This is a genomic window from Halobacillus karajensis, from assembly GCF_900108515.1.
GTDB classification, from domain to species: Bacteria; Bacillota; Bacilli; order Bacillales; family Halobacillaceae; genus Halobacillus; species Halobacillus karajensis.
In genome coordinates this window covers 15607-28882 of the sequence record NZ_FNWW01000005.1, presented here as the reverse complement: position 1 = coordinate 28882, position 13276 = coordinate 15607, and the positions used below count along the sequence as shown (strand labels likewise).

10 protein-coding genes and 1 pseudogene are annotated in these 13276 nt (G+C 41.6%); 6 read left to right on the top strand and 5 right to left on the bottom strand.

The features are described from left to right. Positions 1-4 precede the first annotated feature (4 nt). Genes BLW54_RS11285 through BLW54_RS11275 form a run of 3 tightly spaced genes read right to left on the bottom strand, consistent with a single transcriptional unit; the run spans position 5 to position 2464 of the window. Positions 5-1012, bottom strand: a complete 1008-nt coding sequence (locus BLW54_RS11285) for an NAD(P)/FAD-dependent oxidoreductase (protein WP_208598922.1) — start codon at positions 1010-1012, stop codon at positions 5-7. A 23-nt stretch (positions 1013-1035) separates the two neighbouring features. After that, positions 1036-1395 (bottom strand): Rieske (2Fe-2S) protein, encoded by a 360-nt coding sequence (locus tag BLW54_RS11280; RefSeq protein ID WP_035508206.1) that lies wholly within the window; start codon positions 1393-1395, stop codon positions 1036-1038. 1 nt (position 1396) lies between these two features. After that, entirely contained in the window at positions 1397-2464 is a 1068-nt protein-coding gene (locus BLW54_RS11275; protein ID WP_051744115.1) for an amidohydrolase family protein, read from the bottom strand. 530 nt (positions 2465-2994) lie between these two features. On the opposite strand from BLW54_RS11275, the gene BLW54_RS11270 reads away from it, so the two are divergent. Beyond that, positions 2995-4509, top strand: a complete 1515-nt coding sequence (locus BLW54_RS11270; protein WP_074734719.1) for a BCCT family transporter — start codon at positions 2995-2997, stop codon at positions 4507-4509. Between the two features lie 68 nt (positions 4510-4577). On the opposite strand, the gene BLW54_RS11265 is transcribed toward BLW54_RS11270, so the two are convergent. Together BLW54_RS11265 and BLW54_RS11255 are read right to left on the bottom strand one after the other, a co-directional pair. Then, positions 4578-6710, bottom strand: coding sequence for a type IA DNA topoisomerase (locus tag BLW54_RS11265; protein ID WP_074734717.1), 2133 nt, complete (start codon positions 6708-6710; stop codon positions 4578-4580). A 222-nt stretch (positions 6711-6932) separates the two neighbouring features. Then, positions 6933-7567, bottom strand: a pseudogene (locus tag BLW54_RS11255) (2OG-Fe(II) oxygenase). Between the two features lie 338 nt (positions 7568-7905). On the opposite strand from BLW54_RS11255, the gene BLW54_RS11250 reads away from it, so the two are divergent. From BLW54_RS11250 to BLW54_RS11230, 5 genes are all read left to right on the top strand, one after another. Then, complete coding sequence (locus tag BLW54_RS11250; protein ID WP_074734713.1) at positions 7906-9066, top strand: sensor histidine kinase; 1161 nt, start codon at positions 7906-7908, stop codon at positions 9064-9066. After that, positions 9044-9679, top strand: a complete 636-nt coding sequence (locus tag BLW54_RS11245) for a response regulator (protein WP_074734711.1) — start codon at positions 9044-9046, stop codon at positions 9677-9679. The genes BLW54_RS11250 and BLW54_RS11245 overlap by 23 nt, the downstream gene beginning before the upstream one ends. A 118-nt stretch (positions 9680-9797) precedes the next feature. Then, positions 9798-10730 carry an ABC transporter ATP-binding protein gene (locus tag BLW54_RS11240; RefSeq protein ID WP_074734709.1) on the top strand — a complete coding sequence of 311 codons (933 nt, stop codon included), beginning with the start codon at positions 9798-9800 and terminating at the stop codon, positions 10728-10730. Between the two features lie 13 nt (positions 10731-10743). Further along, positions 10744-12021: an ABC transporter permease gene (locus BLW54_RS11235; protein WP_074734707.1), complete on the top strand. Its 1278-nt coding sequence runs from the start codon at positions 10744-10746 to the stop codon at positions 12019-12021. Continuing rightward, positions 12018-13121: an ABC transporter permease gene (locus tag BLW54_RS11230; RefSeq protein ID WP_074734705.1), complete on the top strand. Its 1104-nt coding sequence runs from the start codon at positions 12018-12020 to the stop codon at positions 13119-13121. Before BLW54_RS11235 ends, BLW54_RS11230 begins: the two co-directional genes overlap by 4 nt. Positions 13122-13276 lie beyond the last annotated feature (155 nt).

Sequence of the window (13276 nt, the reverse complement as noted above, 5' to 3'; positions counted from 1 at the left end):
AGGATTATGCCCCGCCTAACACTCTTGTACTATGCGGAGGCTGTACCCTTGTGTGAGGATCAATATAATGTTTCGCCTGACTAATAGCGGTTGGCGCTTCACCAAAACCAGTTGCAATCAGCTTTACTTTCCCGTCATAGGTGGTAATATCACCGGCTGCATAGATTCCTGGAATGTTTGTTTCCATTTTCTGATTGACAACGATTGAATTCTTCTCAATCTCCAGTCCCCACTCTTTAATTGCCCCCAAGCTTGAGAGAAATCCATGGTTCACAATCAGGGCATCGACTTCTAAGTTTTCAGATTTATCCCCCTTGGTTTCTTTTAACACCACGGATTGAATCTGATTTTCTGTACCAACGAGATCATCGATGGCCATCGGGGTTTTGATTTTTACATTTGTCTCTTTTAATTGATTGATACTATGTTCATGGGCTCTAAATTGATTTCTCCGATGGACAAGCGTGGTTTCCTCTGCAATTTCTGAAAGCATGAGCGCCCAATCAACGGCAGAATCTCCGCCACCAGAAATACATACACGCTGCCCTTTATGGGCTTGCAGGTCCGTAATGGAATAAAAAAGATTTTTCCCTTCATACTTATCAGCCAATTCATGCTTGAGGCGTCGTGGCTGAAAGGCCCCTGCGCCACTCGTAATTAAAACGGTTTTCGTATAGTGGATGGCTTTTGTTGTTGTTACTTTAAAGAGATGCTCTTCAAGTTTTTCTACATTCTGAACATTTTCTTCCAAGCACATTTCTGGATCAAATTGATTGGCTTGTTCTTCCAGCTGATGCACTAGATCTTTAGCTAAGATTTTCGGTGATCCAGCCACATCGTAAATATATTTTTCAGGGTATAGAGCCCTCAATTGGCCGCCCGGCTGAGGTAAGCTGTCGATCACTTTCACTGACATTTCCCGCATTCCACCGTAGAAAGCCGCAAATAAGCCAGTAGGACCTCCGCCAATAATAATGACGTCAGATATATTTTCCGTTTGGTTCATATTCATGTTCATCACCTTCTTTTTGGGAATTATTTATACACGATGACTTTTTCATCTTCAATACGGATGTTAAAACTTGGGATTTTTTTGTCTGGATTAGCCAGCATTCTTCCTTCATTTTTAATATCAAATTCTCTCCCATGCCAAGGACAGCGGAGAATTTCGCCTTTATGGCAGTAATGATATTCCCCGGGTTCACTTTGATCTGTGGTCGCTCCACAAATCATGCCCCTATGAAGAGGAGCCCCTTGATGGTTGCATTGATTCATGAAGGCGTAAAACTCACCATCCGGGGTACGGCAGATTAAGACATTTTGTTTTCCAAAATAGGATTCCATCATTTCACCTGGCTGGATATCCGTTGTCTTACAAACCACTTGTTCCTTCATGTTATCTCTCCTTTGTGTCCGGAATTTTAGGATAAAAGTTCTTAGCATTCTCGAAGTAAATCTTCTTTTTAAGCTTAGGGTCCAAATTTGGTAAAGCCCGGTGTGGGGAATCGTAATCCCAGTGAGGATAGTCCGTGGCAAAACAAATCATTTCGTCTGTACCCATTTGCTCAATAAGTGACATAAAATCTTTTTTATTTAATTCTTCTGATGGTTGTGTGCAGAATCGCACATGCTCCTTCATCACATCACTTGGCTTTCTCTTCAACCATGGAACTTCATGACGTAAGTCCCTATACTGTTGATCCATTTTCCACATCATATGAGGGATGAATGTAAACCCGCCTTCAATCATAATCATTCCGAGGTTCGGGAACTTTTCGAACACGCCGTTAAAAATCATATTGGTGACTTGTTTCATATGAGCTGTAGGGATTAACGTATGCCATTCGATAAAATACCTTGGCCATTTTCCGTAATAAACAGGTGGTTCATTGTGGTGCATGCCGATCATCAAGTTGTGCTTCTCAGCCGCTTCAAAAATGGGATGATAGTAAGGATCGCCCCACATGATGTCATCAATTGGGAGTAGTACCTGGACCATCTTCGGATGTGTCCCTACTCTTTCAATCTCTTTTACCGCTTCGTCACGGTCCTGGGCAGCCACGTGGACGGAACCATATAACCGTTCGTCTTTGTCTAACCATTTATCAATCTGCCAGTCGTTGTAGGCAGACGCTAAAGCCACTGCCATCTCGTGCCATCCGTGCATGGATGAAGGAGATGGGTCCAACGCTCCCGTTAAAATACCGAACTCATGACCGATATCATCTAAAAGTTGTTCCTGCATGAAGGCCAGATCAGATCCAGCTGGTCTGCCGTCCGGTATGACGGCATCCGCTCGATCAACTCCTGCTACGGAAGGTTGAGTATATGGCATATGTTTCTCTTGAATCCAATGACAATTTTGAATGTAATGTTTGAAGGGTTCGTCCAAATACTCGAGAAGTTCCTGATATTGAACACGCTCATGAATATCTGTATCGACGAGTGGAATTTGTTTAGGCATATCTAGTCCTCCTTGTTGGCTGTTTACGCATAAAACAAACCTACCACCAAACAGTTAAAGCCTCCAAATCCACTGAGAGGCGATGAGTACTACTCAGTGAGCTCAGTTCTCCTCAGTTCGTCTCAGTGAAGCTCAGTGACACATTTTTAAATTTTTAAAATCGTAGTTAACTTCCTATGAAGCTCCCTATCGTAAGCACTAAGTTCCGAGAGTCTTGTTGAGTTTATGGTGGCTGAGAAACTACTCGCTCTCCTTGTAGAAGACGGCAAGCCTCCTTAGATCGCTGAAGCGAATGCTTAGTGAGACCCCGCAGGACGAAAAGTTTGAGGAGGCTCACCGATGCTCCCGCGGAAAGCGATCCATTTCCCGAGAATAGGAGATTGGTGAGGTTTATTCCTTAATTATTAAAGGAGGAGATGACTTACTTTTTAGATAAGTCCATTTGCAATAGATGCAAATCGTATGTAACATATGAAAATGTTGTTGGAATTTTCGCCTTTCGACAAAATTTTACATAAGGAGCGAGATAGATGAAAAATGTTTCATGGGTATTTTGGTATAGCCTTGGGATTTGCGGCCTTTTTGTCCTATGGGGCGTAGTCAGTCCTGAACATTTAAAAACAATGACATCAACTGCAACCGCTTTTATTTCAACTCGGTTTGGATGGTATTATTTATTGATCATCATGGTCATGCTGGCTTTTTGTATTTACTTAATTTTTTCCCGTTTCAATCAAATTAAGCTAGGTAAGGATGATGAAAAACCAGAGTTTAGTCTTGTATCATGGTTTGCTATGCTATTCAGTGCTGGAATGGGGATGGGCTTAGTATTTTGGACCACTGCTGAACCTATATCCCATGCCTTCAATAGCAGCCCAAACGCAGAAGAAGGCAGCGCTCAGGCTATTAAAGAATCACTGCAATTTTCTTTTTTTCACTGGGGGATTCACGCCTGGGCGGTCTACGCACTTGTTGCTCTAGTGCTTGCGTATTTTAAGTTTCATAGAGGATATGCCGGATTGATCAGTGCCACTCTTATCCCGATATTCGGAAAAGAACGGATGGAGGGTATTCTAGGTAAAATTATCGATACGTTAGCTGTCGTTGCAACAGTAGTTGGTGTTGCAGCCACTCTTGGGTTCGGTTCTGCCCAAATAAACGAAGGACTTGCCTTTCTATTTCATACCCCCAGCAATTATGGAGTCCAATTAATCATATTGGTGGTCTCTACTGCTTTATTTATCTTTTCAGCCTGGTCTGGTGTCAGCAAAGGAATAAAATATTTGAGTAATATCAATATGGTGCTTGGCTTCCTTCTGATGATTCTTCTCTTAATCGTCGGCCCTACATTGTATATTTTGAATATGTTTACGAATTCCATTGGGGGCTATATCACCAACTTTTTTAATATGAGTTTTCGAATTGCGCCCATGGATCAAGACAGCCGTGCGTGGATTGACAGCTGGACGATCTTCTACTGGGCTTGGTGGATCTCCTGGTCGCCTTTCGTCGGAATCTTCATTGCTAGAATTTCAAGAGGACGGACGATAAAGGAATTTATGCTTGGTGTTTTATTTGTCCCTGCCATTGTATGTTTTATCTTTTTTGCCGTATTCGGTGTATCGGCTTTGGACCTTGAACAGCAAGGGCTCGCAGCCATTTCCGATTATCCAATGGAAACCGCCACTTTTGCGATGCTGGAACAATACCCACTCGGAATATTGATGTCCTTTGTCACACTATTTATCATTGCCATCTTCTTTATTACTTCAGCCGATTCAGCTACTTTCGTCTTAGGTATGTTATCAACGGGAGGCTCGCTCAACCCCCCAGGTTCGGTGAAGGTTTTGTGGGGGTTATGCTTATCCGCTACAGCTGCCATTATTGTGTATTTCGGCGGCACTCAAGGTTTACAAAATGTTTTAATCATTGCTGCCTTTCCTTTCTCAGTCATCGTCCTTCTGATGGGGTACTCTTTTTATAGATCAGCCAACGCAGAGGTAACGTCCAAGCAACGCAAAAGGAAACAAAAAAAGGCGAGTTAAACCTTTATACTGAAAGTGCCTGTCCTCTAAACAAGACTATTTAGAGGACAGGCACTTTTTTACTTCCATTAAGCTTTCTTTGCAAAATCAAATTTTATTTTATATTCTTCATCAAGGATTAGAGCTGTACTGAACGTTTTCTTGCCTTTAAATCCTTTTAAAACTCTTGTTCGTTTCTTCTCACACAACGCTTTGATCATATGATTGGTTAACGTTTTCCCTGCTAATTTTTTGGGGAAGCTCACTTTACACCCTTCTTTGTAGTCAGAACATGCGTAAAACTTATATCGATCCATAATAAATCCCTTAGAACAGGCAGGGCACTTAGCTATGGGGGCATTCCATTTCTTTTTCTCTCCTGTATCCCGCACGTGAACCTGCTGGATAGATCCAGGAGTTTCCTGAATCAACTTTTCGATAAATTGATTCGTCTGTTTAATGAACATTTGCTTAGATCCTTCACCGCTGCCGATTTTCTTTAAATACGACTCCCACTTTGCGGTCATGGAAGGACTGGATAACAGGGTTCCTTCAATGGCTTCACACAACATAACCCCTTTAGCTGTTACATAAACGTTGTTCTTCTTTACTTCAATATATTTCTGTGTCTTAATCGTTTCTATAATACTAGAGCGGGTCGCTTCTGTTCCCAAACCTTCGACTTCCTTTAAAATCTCCACGTCTTCCTCATCATCCATGAGCTTCCCGCATGTTTTCATCATATTGATCAGCTGACCTTCTGTATAGGGCTTCGGAGGCTGCGTCATGCTTTCTTTAATATAAAGACGGGCCCCCACATTTTCCCCCTTTTGAACTTGAGGAAGAAGCGCTTCTTTTTCTTGTTTAGACTTGGGTGGCTTAGGAAAAAGTTCTTTCCAGCCCCTTTTCACTTCTCGTCGACCTATAGATTTAAAAGGTAAATCATGAACATGTGTGAAAATTGCCGTTTCTTCATACACATAATCGCCATGGAACATGGCAAGAGTTGTGGCCAGTACTTCCTTGTAAATGTTGCTTTCCTCACGACTCAGGCTGCTCAGCCTTTTCTCAGTGGGTACAGATTTTGTCGGAATAATCGCATAGTGTTCTTGGACTTTCCGACTGTCGACGTACCGTTTATTTGGCTTTAGGGACACAGGTGTGAATGACACCTTTAAAGTTTTTTGATAAGATTCCAAGTTGTTGACTAAATAAGAAAATTCACTTTCAGTAATATAATTGCAATCCGTTCTTGGATAGGAGACCAGACGCTTTTCGTAGAGTTTTTGCATCGTCTTCAAAACCTGTGAGGGTGTATACTTCCAGCGTCTGTTCGCAATGCTTTGCAAAGTGGAAAGTGAATGGAGTTTCGGTGACTTTTGGTAGTTGGTCTTTCTGTCTACACGTTGGACAACTCCTGTCAAATCTTCCTTTTCCTTCAGTCCATACTCTTCCATAAGCGCCTGTACTTTAGCCTTATCCTTTTCCTTAATTTTCGCAAGTCCTTTGTAGGCACCTGACTCCGATTGAAAAAGCCCCTCAATTTGGTAAAAAGGCTCAGATATAAAATTTTCAATTTCCTTATGCCTCTGATAGATTAGATAAACAGTAGGCGATTGCACACGTCCGATCGTCAGGTGGCTTGAGAAACCTTTCTTTTGCAAAAGCAATGTGAAGAGTCGGCTCGCATTAATACCGACCATCCAATCACTAATCTGACGTGCCTTCGCCTCATCAAATAATCGCAAGTCCTTATCGTTGTCTTGTAAATGTTTGAATCCCTTACGAACTTCATCCTTCTCGAGAGAATTAATCCACAATCGTCGCACTGGCCTTCCCTTTACACCTGTTAAGCTGAGGATGCTATAAAAAATATTCGACCCTTCCCTATCGACATCGGCCGCATTAACGAGTATGTCTGCTTGCTGGAACAACCGCTTCACCGCTTGGAATTGCTCCCATTTTCCTTTCGATACCTTCTCAAGGAACTGATCCGGAACAATCGGCAATTGATCAAGCTTCCATCTCTTCCATTCTGATTTATAATCATGTGGTTCTTTTAATTCCACTAGATGGCCGACTCCCCACGTAATTGTTGCCCCATTAGGAAATGTTTCATCCGGTTTTAATAGAATATAAGTTTTCGTTTTTTCCTGTATTGTAAAAGCCTCTGCATAAGCTTTTGCCTGAGAGGGTTTTTCGGCTAAGATGACCACTCGCATCACGGTCTCTCCACTCCCTTCAATGAACCTCCAGAGTACTATGGGATATACAGGAAAGCAAGAGAAGCCAATGCTCTTTGCTTTGGTACTCCTGCTCTTTGGCGCGCTCTTCGGCCCGTTTGCTCTGGATTTTCATAGTGCGCGATCGGAGAATTATAATTTTCTCGCCCAAAAAGAGATCAAACCCAAACAATTGGATTGATCCCTCCTAATCACTTCTATTTATCGATACTGTTTCCTTCGCACCCACATCGTCGTCGCCCATTTCTCTCCGACTATCACAGGGGCCCCCCGTGAAGTGTCCGTTCATTGACCTCAGGATCCGAATAAAAATATTCAAAGTAGACGGCCATGCCTTGATGTGGAGAGATTGATAGATTCATATGCGGGAAATAGGTTTCCCCTCCCTCTTCTACATCATTCAAGTAAAGGACAAGCGTGCTGATTCTTGGGTTATTCGTTACGTTACCTTTTGATTTAAAGTAATCGTAATGGGCTTTATACTCTTGACCTGGTTTATAATTCAGGATATGAAGTCCTTCTCCATGCGACACCGGTACATTCATGATTTGTGCTAAACGCTTTTCGACTCCAGCCGTGACATCGTCCTCTGGCAGGAAGGTACTGCTGCTCGTTCGAATGTCGCTCACTTCATGTTTTGAGCCGATTTTGGACCGATTCAACCGATCCTTAGAAAGACGGATCAGTTCCTCACATTCCGCCTTACTTGCCACGTTTCCCAGGATAGCCACTTTAGGATCTTCCATTTGGGCGATAATCGCTATCTCACGATCTTCCGTTCTAATCTTGTTTCCCGTGTGGTCGAAAATGGAAAATTCTTTCACTTTTGTTGTCAATTTTTCATCAACCTCTTCCAGTTTTGATAAAACGCTTACAAAAACATATATCCGCGAAGAATTTATAAGCATAATTGAATCTTACCACCTTCTTACTATTAATTCTTTGTTTTTTATAAAAATCACAAAATGGTTCACAACTATAACGGCTCGCTTTTCTGCAAGGGTAATAAAGAGAGTGGACATTTTTTGACAGGTGAAATGTGGTAATATATGACTACCCTTACGATTAGAGAGCAGCCGATATTCTGTTTTTTTGCTTGAGAATTAAGGTAATAGCGGAATAAAACAATGTTGAGCCCCTTCACAAGTTTTTATATTGAAATAAGGTGATATAAATGAAATCATTTTTAATATGGTTAACCCTGCACTTATTGGTCTGGGCTGTCTTAACTTACCCTTTATTCAAGGATTTAGACCTCCATGCATGGCGTTTAGCCGGGGTAGCGGTTTATTTTTTAGTATTTTTTATAACCCCCCTTTTCTACAAGAAAATCAGCTCTTTAACACTCTTGTATTGTTTCAATGCCGCCATAGCTGCTATCATTTTCTTCCCTCATGAAACGTACGAATTCAACATGCCCGTTTTATTCGTTTATACCCTACTTATGGCAGAAGCAGCTGAGCGGTTACCGATCAGGCACATGGCTGTCCCTTACTTATTCAGTTTCCTATCTATCATGAGTTTCTTAATTTTTGGTGAAATTCCTAGGATGTCCCTGTTATTTATTATCCTGTTTAGCGTGATGCTCGTCACAGCGTTCATTTATTATAAACTAAAAGATAAACAACATCAGAAGCTTTTATCTCACCATGAACATATTCAAAATGAATATCGCCGACTCAAAAGACGTTTGGCTCAGGACGAGGAAAACGCTAGACAAGAAGAGCGGCAGATGATCGGCAAAGAAATACATGATTCTGTTGGACATAAACTCACCTCCCTCATCATGCAATTAGAAGTTTACAGAATTCAGTCCAACACAAACGAACAACTTCATGTAGAACGTTTGAAAGAGTTAGCTAATGAAAGTCTGGAAGAAACACGCCGAGCAGTAAAAACATTTAAACAGCAGGAGATCGGAGGCTTACAAGGGGTGATGCGGCTGATTCGGAAACTGGAGCTAGAAAGCTTTATCCGCATTCATTTCTCTGTTCATCATGGAGCTTTCGCAGCCCCATTAACAGGTGAACAATCTTTTGCCATTTATCGTGCCGTTCAAGAAGGATTAACCAATATTATGAAGCATAGTCAAGCAAGAGAAGCTCAAATTACATTCGAGGCACCTGGGGGGAGCATTTTCAGATTTGAAATCATAAATCCGATCAAACACGCCCTCCCGTTTAAAGAAGATTATGGGCTTGCCTCCATGCGAGAGAGATTGGAAAAGTTAGGCGGAGGTCTGGAAGCACAAAGGAATGAAAAACAATTTATTTTAAAAGGATGGGTAAAGTTGAAAGGACGTGGAGATCTTCATGATTCGAGTACTTCTAGCTGAAGACCAAATTATGGTCCGCCAAGGATTAAAAGTGATGATTGAATCGGATCCGGATATCAAAGTCACTGGGGAAGCGGATGAAGGTAAATCAGCGATTAAACTTTGTGAGAAACAGGCGTTTGACATTGCGATACTTGATATACGCATGCTGACCATGAACGGTATTGAAACAGCCCGGATACTGCGTGAACGATGGCCATCAATAAAAATATTGATGTTGACCACTTTTGACGATGATCAATATGTGTTGGATTCACTCAAACTCGGGGTCAACGGTTATATGTTAAAAAACGGGGATACAGAATCACTGATCCGTTCCATTAAAAGTGCCTTGTCAGGCGGGTTAAGCATCGAAGATCAAGTAGCAGCTAAAGTAGTTCCCACCTTGTTGAAACAACAAACTTCTTCAAAAAAAGCGGATGAACATTTAACCCCTCGAGAAAGAGCCATCTTAAAATGTATAGGGGAAGGGTTAAACAATCAAGAGATCGCCACAAGAATCGGTCTTTCTGTCGGCACTGTCAAAAATAATACGAGCCACATCCTGGATAAGCTTGATCTACGTGACCGCACCCAATTAGCTATCTATGCTATTCGCCACCACCTGGTGTAAGTTAATAAAATGACGGAAGTCATGGTTTTCAGGGATTAAATGACTAGAGTCAGTATCGGCTCTAGTTTTTTTCGCTTATTTTTGTAGTACAAACAAAACCAATCGGGGAGGTTCAGCGATGATTGAAACGATAAAACTAAGGAAAGATTTCAAAGAGAAAACCGTTGTTGAAGATGTTGACCTTTATTTAGATAAGGGAGAATCTGTTGGTCTACTTGGCCCTAATGGAGCAGGAAAATCCACAACGATATCGATGATTTCATCCTTATTAAAGCCAACATCAGGGGACGTAAAATTAAATGGGGAAAGTGTAGTCAAACATCCGAGTGAGCTAAGAAAAGTACTCGGTGTCGTTCCACAGGAAATTGCTCTTTACCAAGAACTGACGGCTTATGAAAATTTGAAATTCTTCGGACGTATTTACCGAGTACCAAAGGATAAATTGGAAACGCGTATTCAAACCACCCTTAAACTAGTGGGTCTAAAAGACCGGCAAAAAGATAGGATCAAAACCTTTTCCGGGGGAATGAAGCGCCGGATCAATATTGCTTCAGCCCTTCTGCACCATCCCAAAGTTTTAATACTTGATGAGCCAACCGTCGGAATCGATCCGCAGTCGCGCAACTATATTTTAGAAATGATCCGCCAATTGAACGAACAAAGTGGAACAACAATCCTTTACACCAGTCATTATATGGAAGAAGTCGAACAACTTTGTGACCGTGTCTACATCATGGATCACGGAAAAGTGATCGCTTCTGGAAGTCAATCAGAATTATTAAGCATTCTTTCAAATGAAGATACAATGAGAGTTCAATTAAATCAAATGAGCCACAGCCTTGTAAAAGCCATACAGGAAATTGATGTTATACGCCAAGTGGAAGAAACAGGAGATGGCATTAAAATCATTGCCAAAAAATCAACCAATCTCATCAGCAATCTTGTCAAACTTGCCGATCAGCAAAACATTAAGATTCTGAACTTCCAAATGGAAAATCCGAGCCTTGAAGATGTTTTCCTCCATTTAACTGGTCGGACACTGAGAGATTAGGGGGGGGGCCTGAATGCTGACATTTTTAATGAAGGATTTACTATTATTTTGGCGCGATCGCAAAGAAGTATTGACCGTGATCCTCTTACCCCTAGTATTAGTCGTTGTATTAAGTATTTCAATGGCAGGCTTATTTGATGAGAACCAAAGCGATAACTATGATTTAGCCTTAAGTTTGGTGATGGAAGATCACCAAAGCAAAGCAATCGAAGAATTTAAAGCGTCTGTCCATCAATCGGACCGAATACCTGATAATGGGAAACAGGAAGTGATAGCAGGCGTTGAGGAACATCCTCCTGTGGAATCACTCATGGATTTTCTTACTAGTCCTGAGTTAGAAAATTGGTTGACGGTAGAAACCATGTCCAAAGGTGAGGCGAAAGAAAGGATTGAAAATGGTGAAAGTAATGCCATGCTCCTCATTCCTGAAGGGTATACAGCGCAATTATTAAAAAACATATATCTCGATCAAGGGACAGCTCCTTCTCTACAATTTTCGGCTAAGGAAACAGCGGTGGAAGTAGATATGATTCATGATGTCATTGATGGATTCCTAGAACAATTGAACCTGCAATATGTTGTGTCCATGTCAGGTGGCGAAGTGAGTATGAATCAAGTCGAACACCCTGAGGGTGGCACGGAAGTCGTGGATAATGACCACTCTTTTTCACTTACGATGGATCAATATTTTGCGTTATCCATAGGCGCTTTATTTGTATTGTTTATGGCCAGTACAGTTGCAAGTAGAACAGGCATCGAAAAACGTGAACATACGTTTAACCGCATCGCTTTAACGAATACACCAGGCCTTCACTTTCTGTTCGGTAAAACCTGTGCTACCTTCGTCCTTTCCTTGCTTCAAATCCTATTAATTTTTATAGGGTCGCATTTGATTTTAGGCGTATTTTCAGAACGATCCTTTACATTTTGGATGGGGATGATTTTTATGGCCTCGGTCTATGCCCTTGCTATTGCAGGGTTGTCATCCATTATGACATCCGTTTCACTAAGACTGAAAAACCCGGATGCTGCGGACGGTATTTTCATGACCATCCTCATGGTTTTTGGCACCATCGGCGGAAATTTCATTCCAATCTATGTATTACCGAACTGGCTGCAACAAATCGGGGAATGGACTCCGAACGGCCTGACACTGGCTATATTAATCGAATGGCTTCAATTTGAAGACGTGTCCACACTTTGGCTCCCGGCCATCCGTTTACTCGGGCTGACCCTGATCGCCATTGGAGTTAGTACGATGTTATACCCTAGAAGGGGGGAAATCTCATGATTCCAGTGTTCTTGGCACAATTGACAAAAGAATGTCGCAATCCACTCCTGCTCATTATATTTATCGCAGCTAGTATTGGAGCAACAATCATTTTTACAGATGGAACCCAATCACCAACGACTGTTTCTATTTTCAGTGAAGAAGAGAACGCCCGATCCATTGAGGAAAAATGGGAACCCCTATTAAATGAGGATAGTGACATGCGATTCGTCATCACTGATTCCGAAGAAGCGAGAGAAGATGTCCAACAAGGGAGAGCAGATCTAGCTATCAAGCTATTGGAAGATGATTACCGACTGGTGACCACATCCAATTTGCCGACCGTTGCCTATGTCGATCAACACGTAAGAAAAGTGTTTGAAAAGGAAGCAACCATTCAATCGGCAATAGAACAGTCGGAGGATGCTGAGGGATTGAGGGCAGATATTGAAACAAAGTTGGAAGACCCCCCTATGGAAATGGAAGTTGATTCTATTACAGGGGATGAACTTCCAAATTATGATATGGGAACTCAATTAATGTTCGCCTTCACCTTGTTGGTAGCGATGTTTATCATCGGCTTTCGAATCAATAATATCTTGAAAGATAAAGTCTATGGTTTATGGGATCGGATGATTTTATCTCCTGTTTCCAAAACAGGCATGTACACAGCATACATTGCATACGCCTTTTTTATCGGGGTTGTCCAAACGCTGAGTGTGATCCTCACTTTTAAATACGTATTAAACTATGACATTGGGGACCGATTAGATTTATTAATTATTATTATTGCTTTCTTCACCTTCAGTATGGTGAGTGTGGCAACATTATTAACAGGACTAGTTAAGAAACCAGAACAATTTTACGCCATTTATCCTTCGGTTATTCCGATTATTCCTTTAATCAGTGGGGCTTATATGATGCCGGGAACGATCAGCAATCCTGTGCTGACATTCATCGCAGACCTTTTTCCCGTTTCTCACGCCATGGATGCGATCTTAAATGTAGTCATGTATGATGGGACTTTGCACGATATTACTCATTCCCTTCTATTCATGACTCTTATAGGAGTGGTTGCCATGGGAATTGGTGTAAACCTTGTGGAACGAAGGAAGAACTGACTTCTCCCCCTTTTCGTCCAATATATTTCAATGGTTAACACCATTTAGATGACTTTCATCTGAATGGTGTTTTCTTTTACTGTAATAAAACCTGAAAAAACATCAACGTCCAAAGGCCTTGTTCCATGCTTGAGAATTCTTAAAAAAGGAACCTA